This is a genomic window from candidate division WOR-3 bacterium (assembly GCA_039801245.1).
Taxonomy (GTDB): Bacteria; Hydrothermota; Tepidihabitantia; order Tepidihabitantales; family Tepidihabitantaceae; genus JAOABP01.
On record JBDRUF010000042.1, the window covers coordinates 1 to 14922 of the forward strand.

The 14922-nt window shown below is 48.2% G+C and carries 26 protein-coding genes and 1 tRNA gene; 1 reads left to right on the plus strand and 26 read right to left on the minus strand.

The features are described from left to right. From ABIK47_06415 to rpsJ, 26 genes are all read right to left on the minus strand, one after another. Window positions 1-383 (minus strand): UDP-2,3-diacylglucosamine diphosphatase (locus ABIK47_06415; GenBank protein ID MEO0020250.1); only part of this gene is annotated, 383 nt, incomplete at its 3' end. Between the two features lie 109 nt (window positions 384-492). Next, window positions 493-1470 (minus strand): hypothetical protein, encoded by a 978-nt coding sequence (locus ABIK47_06420; GenBank protein MEO0020251.1) that lies wholly within the window; start codon window positions 1468-1470, stop codon window positions 493-495. A 426-nt stretch (window positions 1471-1896) separates the two neighbouring features. Continuing rightward, window positions 1897-2277 (minus strand): type II toxin-antitoxin system VapC family toxin, encoded by a 381-nt coding sequence (locus ABIK47_06425; GenBank protein MEO0020252.1) that lies wholly within the window; start codon window positions 2275-2277, stop codon window positions 1897-1899. Continuing rightward, window positions 2277-2558 carry a hypothetical protein gene (locus ABIK47_06430; protein ID MEO0020253.1) on the minus strand — a complete coding sequence of 94 codons (282 nt, stop codon included), beginning with the start codon at window positions 2556-2558 and terminating at the stop codon, window positions 2277-2279. The genes ABIK47_06425 and ABIK47_06430 overlap by 1 nt, the downstream gene beginning before the upstream one ends. Further along, window positions 2555-3031: a toll/interleukin-1 receptor domain-containing protein gene (locus tag ABIK47_06435; GenBank protein MEO0020254.1), complete on the minus strand. Its 477-nt coding sequence runs from the start codon at window positions 3029-3031 to the stop codon at window positions 2555-2557. The genes ABIK47_06430 and ABIK47_06435 overlap by 4 nt, the downstream gene beginning before the upstream one ends. Before the next feature lie 125 nt (window positions 3032-3156). Next, window positions 3157-3675 carry a hypothetical protein gene (locus tag ABIK47_06440; GenBank protein ID MEO0020255.1) on the minus strand — a complete coding sequence of 173 codons (519 nt, stop codon included), beginning with the start codon at window positions 3673-3675 and terminating at the stop codon, window positions 3157-3159. 1 nt (window position 3676) lies between these two features. Next, window positions 3677-5251 carry an AAA family ATPase gene (locus tag ABIK47_06445; GenBank protein ID MEO0020256.1) on the minus strand — a complete coding sequence of 525 codons (1575 nt, stop codon included), beginning with the start codon at window positions 5249-5251 and terminating at the stop codon, window positions 3677-3679. Window positions 5252-5349: 98 nt separating this feature from the next. Then, on the minus strand, window positions 5350-6330 hold the full coding sequence (locus tag ABIK47_06450) for a beta-ketoacyl-ACP synthase III (protein MEO0020257.1): 981 nt from the start codon (window positions 6328-6330) through the stop codon (window positions 5350-5352). Between the two features lie 11 nt (window positions 6331-6341). Next, window positions 6342-6416, minus strand: a tRNA-Glu gene (locus ABIK47_06455). 56 nt (window positions 6417-6472) lie between these two features. Continuing rightward, on the minus strand, window positions 6473-7042 hold the full coding sequence (rplF, locus tag ABIK47_06460; GenBank protein MEO0020258.1) for a 50S ribosomal protein L6: 570 nt from the start codon (window positions 7040-7042) through the stop codon (window positions 6473-6475). 1 nt (window position 7043) lies between these two features. Continuing rightward, window positions 7044-7433: a 30S ribosomal protein S8 gene (gene rpsH, locus ABIK47_06465; protein MEO0020259.1), complete on the minus strand. Its 390-nt coding sequence runs from the start codon at window positions 7431-7433 to the stop codon at window positions 7044-7046. Between the two features lie 10 nt (window positions 7434-7443). Then, window positions 7444-7629, minus strand: coding sequence for a type Z 30S ribosomal protein S14 (locus ABIK47_06470; protein MEO0020260.1), 186 nt, complete (start codon window positions 7627-7629; stop codon window positions 7444-7446). Window position 7630: 1 nt separating this feature from the next. Continuing rightward, window positions 7631-8179 (minus strand): 50S ribosomal protein L5, encoded by a 549-nt coding sequence (rplE, locus tag ABIK47_06475; protein MEO0020261.1) that lies wholly within the window; start codon window positions 8177-8179, stop codon window positions 7631-7633. After that, window positions 8176-8499, minus strand: coding sequence for a 50S ribosomal protein L24 (gene rplX, locus ABIK47_06480; protein MEO0020262.1), 324 nt, complete (start codon window positions 8497-8499; stop codon window positions 8176-8178). Before rplX ends, rplE begins: the two co-directional genes overlap by 4 nt. Beyond that, the gene (rplN, locus tag ABIK47_06485; protein ID MEO0020263.1) at window positions 8500-8868 is read right to left on the minus strand and encodes a 50S ribosomal protein L14; all 369 of its coding nucleotides are present in this window, start codon (window positions 8866-8868) and stop codon (window positions 8500-8502) included. It lies immediately after the preceding gene. Continuing rightward, a complete protein-coding gene (rpsQ, locus tag ABIK47_06490; protein ID MEO0020264.1) occupies window positions 8865-9056 on the minus strand; it encodes a 30S ribosomal protein S17 in 192 nt (63 codons plus the stop codon). Before rpsQ ends, rplN begins: the two co-directional genes overlap by 4 nt. A gap of 49 nt (window positions 9057-9105) precedes the next feature. Then, entirely contained in the window at window positions 9106-9312 is a 207-nt protein-coding gene (gene rpmC / locus ABIK47_06495) for a 50S ribosomal protein L29 (protein ID MEO0020265.1), read from the minus strand. Further along, entirely contained in the window at window positions 9299-9727 is a 429-nt protein-coding gene (gene rplP / locus ABIK47_06500) for a 50S ribosomal protein L16 (GenBank protein ID MEO0020266.1), read from the minus strand. Before rplP ends, rpmC begins: the two co-directional genes overlap by 14 nt. A gap of 5 nt (window positions 9728-9732) precedes the next feature. Further along, the gene (rpsC, locus tag ABIK47_06505) at window positions 9733-10377 is read right to left on the minus strand and encodes a 30S ribosomal protein S3 (protein ID MEO0020267.1); all 645 of its coding nucleotides are present in this window, start codon (window positions 10375-10377) and stop codon (window positions 9733-9735) included. Between the two features lie 2 nt (window positions 10378-10379). Continuing rightward, window positions 10380-10736 (minus strand): uL22 family ribosomal protein, encoded by a 357-nt coding sequence (locus ABIK47_06510; GenBank protein MEO0020268.1) that lies wholly within the window; start codon window positions 10734-10736, stop codon window positions 10380-10382. A 4-nt stretch (window positions 10737-10740) separates the two neighbouring features. Further along, a complete protein-coding gene (rpsS, locus tag ABIK47_06515) occupies window positions 10741-11037 on the minus strand; it encodes a 30S ribosomal protein S19 (GenBank protein MEO0020269.1) in 297 nt (98 codons plus the stop codon). A gap of 2 nt (window positions 11038-11039) precedes the next feature. Further along, window positions 11040-11864, minus strand: a complete 825-nt coding sequence (rplB, locus tag ABIK47_06520) for a 50S ribosomal protein L2 (GenBank protein ID MEO0020270.1) — start codon at window positions 11862-11864, stop codon at window positions 11040-11042. 2 nt (window positions 11865-11866) lie between these two features. Further along, a complete protein-coding gene (locus ABIK47_06525) occupies window positions 11867-12151 on the minus strand; it encodes a 50S ribosomal protein L23 (protein ID MEO0020271.1) in 285 nt (94 codons plus the stop codon). 1 nt (window position 12152) lies between these two features. After that, entirely contained in the window at window positions 12153-12770 is a 618-nt protein-coding gene (gene rplD, locus ABIK47_06530) for a 50S ribosomal protein L4 (protein ID MEO0020272.1), read from the minus strand. Window position 12771: 1 nt separating this feature from the next. Further along, complete coding sequence (rplC, locus tag ABIK47_06535) at window positions 12772-13392, minus strand: 50S ribosomal protein L3 (protein MEO0020273.1); 621 nt, start codon at window positions 13390-13392, stop codon at window positions 12772-12774. Further along, window positions 13389-13712 carry a 30S ribosomal protein S10 gene (gene rpsJ / locus ABIK47_06540; protein ID MEO0020274.1) on the minus strand — a complete coding sequence of 108 codons (324 nt, stop codon included), beginning with the start codon at window positions 13710-13712 and terminating at the stop codon, window positions 13389-13391. The genes rplC and rpsJ overlap by 4 nt, the downstream gene beginning before the upstream one ends. 728 nt (window positions 13713-14440) lie before the next feature. Here rpsJ and ABIK47_06545 point away from each other — a divergent pair. After that, on the plus strand, window positions 14441-14922 hold a 482-nt coding region (locus ABIK47_06545), incomplete at its 3' end, for an enoyl-CoA hydratase-related protein (GenBank protein MEO0020275.1).

Here is a 14922-nt window from a genome sequence, read left to right on the forward strand (position 1 = left end):
ACCCTGGGCAAAAACTCCTTATCCAAGGCATCACCATGCATCAGAAACACCCTTTTGCCATCAATCTCGGTCTCAAGTTCATCATAAAAACCCTCAAGACCAAGCTCCTGTTTCAGCCGCTCGTCAAGCCAGACATCATGATTGCCCTTGAACAAAATTACCCTTGTCCCATTCCGCCTCAATTCCGCAATCTGCGAAAGAATTCCCAGACCCGCGCTGGGCATCACCCGCTTATAACTAAACCAGAACTCAAACAAATCACCAAGGATATAAAGCGAACTTGCCCTGCCCTTGATGCTTGAAAGAAAATCAGCCAGCCGCCTTTCAGCCGCTGGCGTTCTTGACCCTAAGTGTGCATCAGAGATAAAAAAATGCCCGCTCAAGGGCAAAATTATACTTAGATATGAGGAATTATCAATAGAAGGTTAGTAGTATAATTAGTCCGTAGCGCGGTCCATTAAAAATTTTAACTTTCTGATACCCAGAAATGTGCTAATTGGGTTCTTCTTTTCCCAGGTTACACAATTCTTCAACTAACCTGACTAACGTTGCCTCATCCATATCTTTAATGCTTCTGAACCACTGCTTTTTTCCTGCTGGGATTTCAAACCCGAGTTTATCCAAAGTTTTTACAAATAACTCAGATTGCGCTGACTCAAAACGCTTAATATTGTCGGGGTGGATATAAATACTATCAAAGGATGCATATAGCTCGAGAATCTTTTTATTACGCACATATAATAATAGTGCACTGTATTTCTTTTCCCCAAATTTATAAAACAATATATTAGGATGTTTTTTCACCTCTTCTATAAACTTAGCCACATTATTACCCAACATTTCGTTGAGTCTCTTAGCATACTGGACATATGATTCCTCGTCCCAATGATAAATTTCGCGGATTCTCTTTCCCTTTAACTCTGCTTTCTCCTCATCGGTAATTGCATAGGTCCGAGTTAAATAGAGTTCTCCATTTTCATCCTTATGGAATCTGACTATAATAACATTTATGTCCAGTTCATACTTGGCAAGAAAGCGAACCATCCGCTCAATTTTCTCATCTGGTTCTGTTCCGACAACATAAATCACCGGGGCTTCTAAATCAATCTCCTCATATTCTGAAAGGTCAACCCCCTTTTCCTTTGCTTTTTGCTTCAACCATTCCTCATCTTTCTCTGACATTAAAGAAGCATAATCTAACGCCTGTCCAACCGCATCTCGGGGTTCATCTCGTTTCGTCTCAATAACCACTACCCTGCCTTCAGAGTTTATACCTAAAATGTCAATACTTTCTATTTCCTTGCCGATAATCGTCAATTCTTCCTCTATGATTTCAGGGTATTTTAAGATGAGGTCTTGAAGATACTCTTCTCGTGGTCCCAATTCGCTTAATTTAGAAACAGGTATTTCTACCACTTTTCCCTCCTGACCTTCTTTTCTAATCCTCCAGAGTTTTATATCTGTGGGCATTTTACCTCCTTCTGATACTTATTCTTGGATGGTTTTTACAACTTACTATCACTTTACTTTTTACCATAGCTGGCTTGCAATATAATACGGGTTTCAAATTTGTTGTCAAATAAACAAATAAGTCAAATCCCTTTACGAGATTTTGACTTTCATATCACCGCAATCATAAAGACCTTTCTTGAATCAATCCTGCCAATCGGTTCCGCAAGAACCACCAAGACCAAAACCACTGGGGGAGTGACCCCCGGTGTAAAACTGGATTTTGGCTAAATTATGAAAATGCGGAACTTAACCCAACTTCACCCGTCTGAATTTTGTTTATCTTTATGTATACTTATGCAGGTTATTTAATTTAATTTTGTTAGCAGAAAGACAAATTTTGACCACAATCATTCTCTCAGATTTACCAATTAACCCCTGCTTTGCCTACTGCCAGATAATTTCTACCCCAATCTCTTTTATTTTTTTGTCCCGTGTTATTAAAGGATAGTTCAAGTGTATCGCCGTGGCTGCAATCAGTCTATCCCAAGGGTCGGTAACTTTTTCCCTCGGAATTAACTGGCTTTTCTCAATTATCGGCAAACACAATGGTTCTATTCTGTAATTCGCTGCTGCGGCAATAAGACTGAGAAATTCCGCAAAGTTAACTTCAAATTTTTTCTTTTCTATTAAATAAAGAAGTTCAAAAAGCGCAATGCACGGAATGACGATATAATCTTCGCTGAAAATTCTTTTTGCTTTTCGGGGAAGACAAGGGTCATCGGTTAAATACCAGATTAAGGCATGGGTATCGGTAACATAATGCATCACCGATTCTCCATTTTCTCTTCAATTTGTCTTAACAATTCTGCTCTTGCCGCTTTTATATCCTCTGCCCCAATTCTTACACCTCTCCATAAGCCGCCCAATTGAATCCAAGGAACTTTTTTCCTAAACTCGGTGTAGCCACTTATGGTCAACGCACAGATATTACCCTCCTCATCCCACCATAGTCTGAATCTCTTTATCTGCTTCGTAGGTTTGCCCTTTATTGACCGCAATTTCAATACCAGCTCATCCTTGGAGGGATTATAGACAATTGCACTCATTTTTCCCCTCCCGAAAGCAAAAGCAGAAATGCCAGCAGTCCCCCCAAAACAAGTAACGCCCGTTGTCGCTCTTCTTTTTTCAACTTCAAAGACTTAATATGGGTTGAGAGTTTTTTTAAAGCCTGGTCTGGCTGATTGGGGTCGTATTCAATATATTCCCGACCTTGCAGCGCTGCCAAATCTTTGGCATCTGTACCTTTTTCCACGAGAGGAATAATCGGCTTGTTTTCTTGAAAAGAATAACCTATTTCTTGGTTAACCCAATTAGACCTTATCCCGTTTCGAGTAAGCAATGCAACTACGCAATCGGAATTTCTGATTTGCGTAAATACCTTTTTATCAATCCGCGCACCCGGAGTAAGATACCACTCGGCAACGATTACCTCTACACCGAAGTCTTTAAGTAAATTTGCAAGTGATATCACTATCCCTCGGTCTCGTGTGCTGTGACTTATAAAAACTTTATATCCCATTTCACCTCCGAATCACCTTAAAGAAATAGCTCTGGTGCTCCATACATTTTGCTTCCATTTTTAATTATATTAAAATTTCAGATCTCTTTGTCAAGGAAATTTTAAGCATCCAATTGTGCTTCTGGTTATCTTTCTAATTTCTCCCCCACAGTTTGGACAATTGTATTAGTGAATTCTCTCACATCATTTTCGGTCAAACGGTATGTGGTTAAGGTCTTAATTGTTGGCTTTGTTCCTTCAGGCAAAAGGTCGGTGATGTGGAACTCAAGAAATACCTCTGGCTCGGTGCCGGCCCTTCTCTTCAGTTCTTTCCTAATTCCGGGATTGGCACCGCCGCAGATGGAAACAAACCCGAACCTTACCCGATTCTCTTTGATGTATTCAAGATACTTTCGCAGTGGTGTGGCAATATGACCAATCCAGACCGGTGCAAAGAATAAAATCAGGTCATAACCTTTTAACACCTCCGGCTCAGGTTCAGTTTCAGGTGTCCGGTTGAAAATAATGTCAATGAGGGTAGATAACGCCCGGCGTCTTTTCCCTTCTGTTATTTTAATATGATTTAGTCCCAGTTCCTGCGCCACCCCTTTTGCCACCGCCTCATTATTCCCGGTCAAAGAATAAAAGACAATCACACCTTTCATCTTATTTCAACCTTTCTTCAATCATTTTCAGCGCTTTTGCTATTGGCTGGCTGGTGTCAACCTTTATCAAATTCCCATTCGGCTCGGGCGGCTTGAACTCTTCCTTCATTCTTCGGTAAACCTCAATATCGGCATCAGAGAAACCCTTGGCATCTGCCCTCCTTTTCAGACGCTGAACAACAACCCTTTCCGGACACTCAACCAGAACAAAAAGCGGTTTCACCTTAAGTTTTTTTGCTAAATCCTGGCAACGCCCCCTCCTCTCCCTACTCAAAAATGTTGCGTCTAAGATTACGCTCTGACCCGCGCGGAGAAAAACCTCAGCCCTCCGGAACATCTCATCGTATGTCCTTTCTGTAACCTCAGGCGCATATATTCCCCTGCCAAACTCAAAAGACCTCCGTTCGCTAAACCCAACCCCGCAAATCTGCTTGCGAATTGAATCTGATAAAAGATGCATTGCCAGGGTTCTTTGGGCAATCCTCTGGGCAAGGAAACTTTTGCCCACACCAGGCAAACCAAAGACAACCAGAAGATATGGCTTTTTTTCAAGGAGACGGGCATAACTCAAGGCAAGTTGGAAATAGCGCCTTGCGCCCCTCTTTGCCGCTGCCTTTGCCTTATCTGAAATCCCCGGGTCATCCAGCTGAAAACCGGTAACCTTGCCCCGCACATAAGCCCGATAACATTTATAAAAGTTCAAAAGCCCCAGGCACCCCTCATCACCGGTATAGGAAAAATAACGCTCAACAAAGAGATTGGACAAATCGTGGCGCTGGTGATAGTCCAAGTCCATCGCCATAAACGCAACCTCTGCGGCAACATCTGAGCAGGAAAAGCGGGGGTTGAACTCAATGCAGTCAAAGATATAAACCTTGTCAAGGAGAAAGATGTTCTTGGAGTGCAAATCACCATGGCACCGGCGCACAAAACCATTTTGCCTTCGCTTTTGGAAAACATCCCGGTTACTGGCGACGAACCGCTCAACCGTTCTCTTGATCTCCAAAAAAGCCTGCCTGGTGATGGTCTTGCCAATAAACCCAATGGTCTGGGCAAAGTTCTCATCCCAGTTAAGTTTGATGATTTCGCTTGAGCCGTAGCGGCTGATCTCCCTGCCCCTTTCCGCATTCTCGTGAAAACGGGCAACAGTCCGCGCAATCTCATCCACATCTTCAAAACTCACCTCACCCCTTTGCAACCGCTCGGTCATAATTGCCGACTGGGGCAAAGCCTTCATCCTCACACAGTAGTCAATCACCTGCCCCTTGCCCCCGATTTTCAACCTCCCCTTTTCATCGGTAATCGGCAGAACATCAAGATAAATCTCGGGTGAGATCAGTCGGTTCAAGCGCAACTCCTCATAACAGAAAAAACGACGGGCAGAAAGGGTGGTGTAATCAAGAAACCCGAAGTTGACCGGCTTTTTCACCTTATAGGCAAACCCGCCGGCAAGAAAAACCCAGGAGGTATGGGTCTGAATCAACTGTACCCTTTTTACGCCCTTGCCATAAAGACGAGGGTCAAGCATCTCCTTTACCCGGCTCTGAATCGTCGGGTCAGGTCCGAGAAAACTCATTTTCACAACTTTGCAATATACCCTTCCTCCTCTTCAGGTCAAGCACTCCCTAAATAGAGCGAAAAGGGGGCGAACTTATCCTCTGTACTTCGGAAATTCTACCAACGTAGGACCGCTGCTGCCCAGGTAAAGCCGGTGCCGAATGCGGTCAAGAGAATTATATCACCGTCCTGAATCTTGCCCGCCTCCCTTGCCTCATCAATCGCCACCGGAATGGTTGCCGCTGACATATTGCCATATTTATGCAAAACCACAAACATCCTCTCCGCAGGAATACCTGTCCGCTCCCGGGCCGCCTCCATAATTCTGATATTCGCCTGATGGGGAATAAAAAGTTTGACATCCTCAGGGGTGAGCCTGGCATCCTCCAACGCCTTCAGCGCGGAGTTGCCCATTGTCCGCACCGCATGCTTGAACACCTGATTTCCTTGCATATGCACGGTATGCGCCATCTCCTTTAATGTCTTTTCAGTTGTGGGCATCCTTGTTCCGCCCGCTGGCTGATACAAAAGAGGCGCAAGGCTGCCATCGCATCCCCAGTTGGAGGCTAAAATGCCACTTTTGCCATCGCCCGGGACAACTACTGCGGCACCAGCACCATCCCCAAAAAGAACACAGGTTGCCCGGTCCTGCCAGTTGACAACTTTGGACATCACCTCGCCACCAGCCACCCCCACCATTTTGGCACTGCCGGCAACAATCAGATTTGCCGCCACCTCCAAGGCAAAGAGAAAACCCGAGCAGCCCGCACTGACATCAAAGGCGGCGCTACCCGCAATACCCAACCTTTTCTGCACCCAGCAGGCGGTTGCCGGATAAACAGTATCCGGTGTTGATGTTCCGACAACAATCGTATCCAAATCTGCTGGCTTTACCCCTGCCATTTGACAGGCACGCTCCAGTGCAATCGCCACTAAATCTGATGTAGCGGTGTTTTCATCGGCTATCCTCCGCTCCTGAATTCCGGTGCGTTCAACTATCCACTCGTTCGTGGTATCTACCATCTTTTCCAGGTCAAAATTGGTAAGAATCCTTTCGGGCAGCGCCCTGCCTGTTCCCACGATTTTGACAGATTTCATAAGATTAGAATTAGCCCCATGGGGATTTGAACCCCAGTCTTCTGGCTGAGAACCAGACGTCCTGGGCCGGACTAGACGATGGGGCTATGCGTTTAAGCGTAAAACCTATCTCAGCGAAGTCAAGCACGGAAATTGGAGAGACTTATCCCTGAGCCGCGACCGCGCGCTTTCCCGCCTTTTTCCGCACACGCTCGCCCCGATACCGGAAACCTTTACCGTGATAGGGGTCTGCGGGCTTAATCCGCCGGATTCTTGCAGCCACATCCCCAACCTGCTGTTTGTCTATGCCCGAAACAACAATCTCAAACATCTGCTCTTTTGTATCCTCAGGATTCGGAACCTGATTCACCTCAAAAGTAATCCCTTGTGGGGCAACCACCTCAACTGGATGGGAAAACCCACAGTTAATCTGAATACCAGCCTTGGTCTTCTGCACCCGATAACCCATTCCTCTCAGTTCAACAACCTTCTGATACCCATTCGTCACACCAATGAACATATTGCGCAAAAGCGCCCGGGTCGTTCCCACAAGCGCCCTCGGGACATTAGGCTCACCTTCAACTGCAATCTTGTCATCGGTGAGTTTAACGCTAACCCCAGCAGGAATGGACAGAGTTAGGGTGCCTAATTTACCCTTGACCACAACGCTACCCTCTGCTGACTTCATCTCGACGCCAGGGGGCAACTGAAGTGGAGAATAACTCTTCGCCATACTACCACACCTTGCAGATGACTTCGCCGCCAACCCGGCGCCTTCTTGCCTCACGGTCGGTGATGATTCCAAGGGGGGTGGAAAGAATAGCAATGCCTAGCCCCCCCATCACCTTGGGCACTTCCTCACAGCCAACATAAACCCGCCGGCTCTGCCTGGAAACCATCTCCAGCCCCCTAATAACCGAACTCCCATCGTCAAGGTATTTAAGGGCAACGATAATCTGTTTTTTTACACCCTCACCGTCAACCCGAAAGTTACTGATAAACCCTTCCTCCATCAACACCCGGGCGATTTCGTATTTCAGCCGACTGTAGGGAACGACAACCTCTTTATGCCGGGCAGCAAGTGCGTTGCGGATGCGGGTGAGAAAATTGGCAATCGGGTCCAAGTTTTCCTCCCTACCAGGTTGCCTTACGCACTCCGGGGATTTCCCCCCGCAGTGCCAGTTCGCGAAAGCAGAGTCGGCAAAGCCCGAACTTGCGATAGTAAGCTCGGGCGCGAAAGCAAATCTGACAGCGATTGTGCTTGCGAACTTTGAACTTCGGCTCTCGCTGAGATTTCACAATCAAACATCTTCTTGCCATATTACTTCCTCTTTGCAAAGGGCATGCCCAGTTCTTCAAGCAATGCCCGTGCCTCATCATCATGCTTTGCTGTGGTCTGAAAGGTTATCGTCATTCCAAATATCTTCTTCACTTTTGCAACCTCAATCTCCGGAAAGATTACCTGCTCACTCAAACCTAAACTGTACCCCCCCCTGCCATCAAAGGCATCGGTCGGGAAACCCCGAAAGTCACGAATCTTGGGGGCTGCCAAATTGAAAAACCGGTCGATAAACTCATACATCCGCTCACCCCTGAGCGTCACCTTAATACCCAATGGCATTCCTGCACGGATGCGGAATGCCGAAATTGCCCGTTTTGCATAGGTACGGACCGGCTTCTGTCCGGTGATCAACGCCAAATCCTCTGCCATCAAATCCAAGACCTTAGAGTCCTGCACCGCCTCTTTCGTGGTCACATTAATCACCACCTTCACAAGTTTCGGTACCTGGTGCCTGTTCTTGTACCCGAAACGTTTAATCAGGGTTGGAACCACCTTGTTTAGATAATGTTCTTTAAGCCTTGCACTCATACATCAATGATTTCCTCGCACTGTTTACAAACCCGCACCCGCCTGCCCTCATGCTCCTCCCGCCGCACCTTTGCCCCTTTGCCGCATTTGGGGCAGATGAGTACAAGGTTAGACACATCAATTGGGTTGGGCAGGTCAACGATGCCACCTGGCTTATCCGGACCCCTTGCCCGCTGATGCTTCTTAGCCAGGTTTAATCCTTCTACTATCGCGCGATACCGCTCCCTCTTCTTATCCCACTCTATCCGCAGAATCTTACCCCGCCGACCTTTCTCCTCACCCGTAATTACTTCCACAACATCACCCTTACGTAAGTTCATCTAAACCACCTCAGTTGCCAATGAGATAATTTTAGTAAATTGCCGTTCCCGCAATTCCCTCGCCACCGGTCCAAAAACCCGTGTTCCCTTGGGTTCACCCTTATCATCAATCAACACACAGGCATTGTCATCAAAACGGATATAGGTTCCATCCTGACGGCGCCACTCCTTTCGCGTTCTGATAACTACCGCCTTGGATTTATCACCAGGTTTAATCGGTCCGTTCGGCAAGGCATCCTTGATTGTCACCAACACGGTATCCCCCAGCCAGCCGAACTTGCGCTTGGAACCACCGTAGATTTTTATCACCATTGCCTCCCGAGCACCAGAATTGTCCGCAACGGTAAGCCGGCTATACTCTTGGATCATAACTTCTTCACCACCCGCCAGCGTTTCAGTTTTGACAAAGGCCTTGTCTCCATCAAAAGTACCCTATCCCCTTCCTGACATTCTGCCTTTTCGTCATGGGCGTACAGTTTTGTTCTGCGCCGGATATACTTTTTGTATTTTGGATGCTGCTCCAGCCTTTCCGTCTCAACAACCACCGTTTTCTGCATCTTGGCAGAAACCACCGTTCCAAATACCGTTTTCCGCGGGTTACGCACCTTATTTACCTCCGCTTTCCTTTAACTCCATCTCTCTAAGCACGGTCAACATCCGGGCGATATCTCGTCGCAATACCCGCAAACGCAATGGATTAGGCAATTCTTCGCCTGCCCGGCGCAGCCTAAGTTTCAGCAATTCATCCCGTGCCTCAGCCAGCCGGCGCTGTATCTCCTCTTTTCCCAGTTCCCGCAACTCAGAAGCCTTCATAGGTGAACTCCTCCCGCTCAACAAGCCTTGTCTTACAGGGCATCTTACTCGCCGCAAGAGTTAGCGCAGCCACCGCCTCAGCTCGAGGTAACCCACCAAGTTCAAATAGAACTCGTCCAGGTTTGACCACGCAAACCCATTCCTCGGGTGTACCTTTGCCCTTTCCCATCCTTGACTCTGCCGGCTTTTTTGTAACCGGCTTGTCCGGAAAGATTCTAATCCACAGCTTTCCTGTCCTTTTGAGAAACTTTGTCAGGCAGAGCCTTGCCGCCTCAATCTGCCGGGCGGTTATCCAGGATGGCTCGAGGGCAATAAGACCAAACTCACCAAAATCTATCCGGTTTGCGCTTGTTGCCTTCCCCTTCATTCTCCCTCGCATCGCCTTCCGATACTTCACACGCTTGGGCATCAACATCTTTGCTAACTCCTTATCGCCGGTTGAATTTCGCCCTTATAAATCCACACCTTCACCCCGCATGTCCCGGCAATCGTCTTGGCAACATCCATCGCATAATCTATATCCGCTCTCAATGTCTGCAAAGGTACCCTGCCCTCCCGATACCATTCACTGCGGGCAATCTCAGCCCCTCCTAGCCTACCTCCAACCATCACCTTTATTCCCTGTGCCCCTAACCTCATCGCCTGGGTCACCGCCCGTTTCATCGCCCGGCGATGGGCAACCCGTTGCTCGAGTTGTCGCGCAATGCTCTGGGCAACCAGTTTCGCCTCAAGTTCTGGAACCCGGACCACCTCAACCAAAATTGTCACCTCTTTATCACTACCAATCAGCCGTCTTATCTCTTCCCTCAGCGCATCAAGCGCCTGGCGTTTGGGGCCAAATACCATTCCTGGTCGAGCGGTATGAATGGTGATTGTCATCCTGCTTCCCACCCGGCGTATTTCAATGTCGGCAATCATCGCCTCGCTCAGTTTTACCTCAATGTAGCGCCTGATTTTTAAATCCTCCAAGAGACATTCCCGATAACGCTTCTGCTCAAACCAGACCGATTTCCAATCCTTGGTGATACCCAATCTGAATCCTAATGGATGGGTTTTCTGACCCATATTTAAACCATTTCCTCCTTGGTTCCGACCTTCACATACACATGGCACATCCTGCGAACATAAACAGAAGCAGTCCCTCTTGGTCCGGGCATAAGCCGCTTCATCACATTGGGACCGGTATCAACCCTGACCTCTTTCACTATCAGGTCCTCCTCCTTAAGTTTCGCCTTCCCCGCCTTGGCAATAGCATTGGCAACCGCCGACCGCAGCGTCTTCATTATTGGCCGCTTGGAAGGCTTCGGTAAAAAAGCCATTGTTGCCATTGCTGTGGGCACATCCTTATTACGGATAAGAGCGGCAATCCGGTTCAGCTTCTTAGCAGAACCGCGCTGAAACCTGCTCCTCGCTATTGCCTCCATAACCTCAGTGCTCCCGTTTCTCCTCTGCCGGTTTCTCTCGACGCTGTCCTGAATGCTGACGGAATGTCCTCGTGGGTGCGAACTCGCCTAAACGGTGTCCCACCATCCGCTCGGTGATGTATACCGGAATGAACCTGTTGCCATTATGAATCGCTATCGTCTGCCCAACAAACTCAGGTGGAATAATGCTCCGGCGGGCATAGGTCTTAATCACCCGGCGCTCACCCTTTTCCACCAACTCCTTTATCCTCCGGAATAACTTCTCATCAATATAAGGACCCTTGCGAATTGACCTCCCCATCCTTAAGCCCTCCTGCGGATAATCAGACTATTGGACTTCTTCTTAGGGTTACGGGTCTTATAACCCTTGGCAATCATCCCCTTTTCCGAACACGGGTGCCTTCCCCCAGAACTCTTGCCTTCACCACCACCCATTGGATGGTCAACTGGGTTCATCGCCACCGCTCGCACCCTGGGTCTGCGCCCCATATGTCGGGAGCGCCCTGCCTTGCCAATGGAAATGTCCTTATGCTCAAGGTTGGAGACCCTACCAACCGTTGCCCAGCACCGGAGGTCAAACTTCCTTATCTCACCTGAAGGCAATTTTACCACCGCCCAACCCTCCTCCTTAGCGAGAATCTGCGCTGCCGTGCCTGCTGAGCGAACCAAAAAGGAATGACTCTCTGGATACAACTGGAGGTTGTGAATCTCAACCCCCACCGGGATGTCAGAAAGTGGCATCGCATTACCAATCCGAATGGGCAGATTATTCCCCGAAGCAATCTCATCCCCAACCTTGAGCCCATCAGGACATAAAATATAACGATATTCGCCATCAGCATAGCACACCAGCGCAATCCTTGCCGAACGATTCGGGTCATACTCAATGGAAACAACCTTTGCCGGTATCCCAGTCTTATCGCGCAGGAAATCAATTATCCGGTAAAACCGCTTCTCACCCCCACCACGATACTTGGCGGTAATCCTGCCCAAATTATTTCTTCCCCCTTTTTTGCGCAAAGGCACAATCAATGGTTTGAAAGGCTCATCCCGGGTAACTTCGGAAAAATCAGAAACGGTATAATGCCTTCTCCCGGGTGTTATCGGTCGGTACTCCTTAATCCCCATAATTACCGCTCCAAAACCTCAATCCTCTCACCCTCTTTTATCTTCACAACCGCCTTTTTCCAATCGGGTCGATACCCACTAAACATCCCCATTCTCCGCCTTTTCCCTTTAAAATTCATCACTCTGACATCGGTTACATGAACCTTAAAAAGCCTCTCCACCGCATCACGAATCTGATACTTATTCGCATCCCTACGCACCCGCAGCGTATAACTCCTTTCTCCTTTCAGCCTCTCCGACTTCTCGGTAACCAATACACCCAGAATTATATCTGCCGGCTCTACCATTCTATGACCCCATCTTTCCCAGAAACTCTTTCAGACCGTCTTCAGTAAATACCACCCAGTTATGGGTCAGAACCGCATAAGGATGGAGCTGAACCGCGGGCATCACATCCAGCCAAGGGATATTATTACTTGCCCGCCTGAGATTTTCAGAAACCGCAGGTACCAAAAGAAGAACCGAACCCTTTAAACCTAACCCTTCAAAAACCTGTATCAACTCCCTGGTCTTAGGCTGGCTAAGCTCAAAATCCTCAACAACCTTAATACCTTTCTCCTTCGCCTTTGCTGTCAAGGCAAGTGCCAGCGCATACCTCCTAACCTTCTTCGGCAACTCATAACCATAATCCCTCGGCTTCGGACCCCACGCAACCCCACCTTTAACCCAGATCGGTGACCTCCTTGATCCATGCCTTGCCCTCCCTGTGTGTTTTTGAGGCCAAGGCTTTTTACCAGTCCCTGAAACCTCAGCACGGGTCTTTGTTTTGGCGGTTCCCTGGCGCTGATTTGCCAGATAACACCGCACCGCCTCCCAGAGCAGGCTGGGTGGTCCTTCCCGATTAAACCACATCTCCGGTAACTCCACCTGGCCTTTCACCTCACCAGAAACCCTCATGACCTCCATCTCAACCCACCTTTTTAATTAAAAGGTCAGAACCGCGATAACCAGGAACCGCACCTCGCACATAAATCACCCCTGCTTCGGAATCCACCTTAACCACCTTCAGATTCCTTATCACCACCCGCTCACATCCATAATGACCGGGCAAGGTCCTGCCCGGCAGAACCCGGCCGGGCGAAGAACCGGAACTTACCGAGCCAATCCGGCGATGGGACATTGAACCATGAGATGCCGGTCCACCACTCCAGCCCCAACGCTTCATCCCCCCGGCAAAACCCCTACCCTTTGTCCAGCCAGTAACGGTAACCAAATCACCGGGCTTAAAAACATCAACGGTCAGCTCCTGCCCAACCTTGAACCCATCAACACTGTTCACCCTGAATTCCCGCACAATTCGGACAGCCGGCACCCCCGCCTTCTTAAACTGCCCTTCATAAGGCTTGGTCAACTGCCGCTTGCTTGGCGTCCCATGCCCAATCTGCAAGGCACAATACCCATGCCGCTCTTTTGTGCGCAAACCGACAACAATGCATCTACCAACCTCAATTGCGGTCACCGGCATCACCCGACCCTTTTCATCATAAACCTGGCTCATCTCACCCTTCTGACCGATAAGTCCAATCATGCCGACTTTATCTCCACCTCCACCCCTGCCGGAACCTCAAGTTTCATCAAGGCATCAACCATCTCCGCAGTGGCATTGGAAATCTCAATCAGCCGCTTATGCACCCGCAGCTCAAACTGCTCGCGCGACTTCTTATCAACATGGGGAGAGCGCAGCACCGTAAAAAGGGTGCGCTTTGTGGGCAAGGGCACCGGACCGGAGACCTGGGCGCCGGTCCTCCTCGCCACATCAACGATGTCACGCGCCGACTGGTCAAGCAGCCGGTGGTCATAAGCCTTGAGCTTAATCCTTATCTTCTTTGAAGTCCTTAACAAGCTCATTTTCTAAATAAAATTCTCCTATTATTTCTTACCTGCACTCCTGACACCTTATGTTCGGGGAGTTAACTACTGCCCCAAGTGTCTTTAAAAGTAACTAAAATTATACAAATCTCAAATCACCTGTCAACATTTTCCTTTTGCGTGCACCGTTTCAGTTGCTCAGGTGGGGCAGCAATACCCCTGCACCATTAAAAAAGCTGGTGCGTAATAAAACCACACCCGCCTTTTCAATATATCATAAAAATTACCCTCTGGCAAGTTTATCCCGACAATGGATTATTTACTTCTCCTTATCAAACTTCGTTATGGGAAAGAAGGGGTGTGAAAATTGGCGCCCTTTTGCATGTTCAAACTAAAGGGTGCAGCCAAAAAGCCTCTCATTAACTTGAGCATAACTACTTCTCTCATCTACCAATAATGTTAAATCAATCATCCATAACTAGTTATCTGTTTGATTGTAGAAAAATTGGGGTAGGTCCCCTCCACCATCACCCATACCCTCTCCGTTTCCGCCATAATTGCAGAATAAATATAAGGAAGAAAACCCGATTCCGTCCCCAAACTATCTCTAAGCACAGTTTTGAAACCCACCCTGAATTCAACCAGCAGAGTTGGTTAAACTTCGTTGCCAAATACCCTCCTGAAAATGCCCCCTGATTCGCAACGAAGGGGAATTTCTTGACCGAATTGATGAGTTTAATATAGTAAAGGTCTAACCAGGAGGAAAAATGGATTTTAAGTATCTGAAAACAGAAAGGTCAGGAAATATCTTCTGGGTCAGGTTTAACCGACCTCCGGTTAATGCGTTGAACACCGAGATGGTCCTTGAGATTGAAGGGCTGTTTGACTCCCTGTCAAAGGATGATGATATCCGCGTGATTGTCCTCACCGGTGAGGGCAGGGCATTTGTTGCCGGTGCGGACATTGCCGAGATGTCAAATTTTTCTGCGGTTGAAGCACGCACATTTGCCCAGAACGGGCACCGCTGCCTTGCCAAGATTGCCAGTATTGAAAAGGTGGTGATTGCGGCAATCAACGGCTTTGCCTTAGGTGGCGGCTGTGAAATTGCCCTTGCCTGCGATATCAGAATAATTGCGGAAGGCGCCAAGATCGGTCAGCCCGAGGTGAATTTAGGGCTATTGCCCGGATTTGGCGGAACCCAGCGCCTTGCCCGGCTTGTCGGACCAGGAATCGCCAAGGAGCTAATCTT

Excerpts from the sequence above, each read along its gene's own strand:
- ABIK47_06420 (MEO0020251.1), bottom strand. The coding sequence starts at position 1,470 with ATGCCCACAGATATAAAACTCTGGAGGATTAGAAAAGAAGGTCAGGAG.
- ABIK47_06425 (MEO0020252.1), bottom strand. The coding sequence starts at position 2,277 with ATGCATTATGTTACCGATACCCATGCCTTAATCTGGTATTTAACCGAT.
- ABIK47_06430 (MEO0020253.1), bottom strand. The coding sequence starts at position 2,558 with ATGAGTGCAATTGTCTATAATCCCTCCAAGGATGAGCTGGTATTGAAA.
- ABIK47_06435 (MEO0020254.1), bottom strand. The coding sequence starts at position 3,031 with ATGGGATATAAAGTTTTTATAAGTCACAGCACACGAGACCGAGGGATA.
- ABIK47_06440 (MEO0020255.1), bottom strand. The coding sequence starts at position 3,675 with ATGAAAGGTGTGATTGTCTTTTATTCTTTGACCGGGAATAATGAGGCG.
- ABIK47_06445 (MEO0020256.1), bottom strand. The coding sequence starts at position 5,251 with ATGAGTTTTCTCGGACCTGACCCGACGATTCAGAGCCGGGTAAAGGAG.
- ABIK47_06450 (MEO0020257.1), bottom strand. The coding sequence starts at position 6,330 with ATGAAATCTGTCAAAATCGTGGGAACAGGCAGGGCGCTGCCCGAAAGG.
- rplF (MEO0020258.1), bottom strand. The coding sequence starts at position 7,042 with ATGGCGAAGAGTTATTCTCCACTTCAGTTGCCCCCTGGCGTCGAGATG.
- ABIK47_06470 (MEO0020260.1), bottom strand. The coding sequence starts at position 7,629 with ATGGCAAGAAGATGTTTGATTGTGAAATCTCAGCGAGAGCCGAAGTTC.
- rplE (MEO0020261.1), bottom strand. The coding sequence starts at position 8,179 with ATGAGTGCAAGGCTTAAAGAACATTATCTAAACAAGGTGGTTCCAACC.
- rplX (MEO0020262.1), bottom strand. The coding sequence starts at position 8,499 with ATGAACTTACGTAAGGGTGATGTTGTGGAAGTAATTACGGGTGAGGAG.
- rplN (MEO0020263.1), bottom strand. The coding sequence starts at position 8,868 with ATGATCCAAGAGTATAGCCGGCTTACCGTTGCGGACAATTCTGGTGCT.
- rpsQ (MEO0020264.1), bottom strand. The coding sequence starts at position 9,056 with ATGCAGAAAACGGTGGTTGTTGAGACGGAAAGGCTGGAGCAGCATCCA.
- rpmC (MEO0020265.1), bottom strand. The coding sequence starts at position 9,312 with ATGAAGGCTTCTGAGTTGCGGGAACTGGGAAAAGAGGAGATACAGCGC.
- rplP (MEO0020266.1), bottom strand. The coding sequence starts at position 9,727 with ATGTTGATGCCCAAGCGTGTGAAGTATCGGAAGGCGATGCGAGGGAGA.
- rpsC (MEO0020267.1), bottom strand. The coding sequence starts at position 10,377 with ATGGGTCAGAAAACCCATCCATTAGGATTCAGATTGGGTATCACCAAG.
- ABIK47_06510 (MEO0020268.1), bottom strand. The coding sequence starts at position 10,736 with ATGGAGGCAATAGCGAGGAGCAGGTTTCAGCGCGGTTCTGCTAAGAAG.
- rpsS (MEO0020269.1), bottom strand. The coding sequence starts at position 11,037 with ATGGGGAGGTCAATTCGCAAGGGTCCTTATATTGATGAGAAGTTATTC.
- rplB (MEO0020270.1), bottom strand. The coding sequence starts at position 11,864 with ATGGGGATTAAGGAGTACCGACCGATAACACCCGGGAGAAGGCATTAT.
- ABIK47_06525 (MEO0020271.1), bottom strand. The coding sequence starts at position 12,151 with ATGGTAGAGCCGGCAGATATAATTCTGGGTGTATTGGTTACCGAGAAG.
- rplD (MEO0020272.1), bottom strand. The coding sequence starts at position 12,770 with ATGGAGGTCATGAGGGTTTCTGGTGAGGTGAAAGGCCAGGTGGAGTTA.
- rplC (MEO0020273.1), bottom strand. The coding sequence starts at position 13,392 with ATGATTGGACTTATCGGTCAGAAGGGTGAGATGAGCCAGGTTTATGAT.
- rpsJ (MEO0020274.1), bottom strand. The coding sequence starts at position 13,712 with ATGAGCTTGTTAAGGACTTCAAAGAAGATAAGGATTAAGCTCAAGGCT.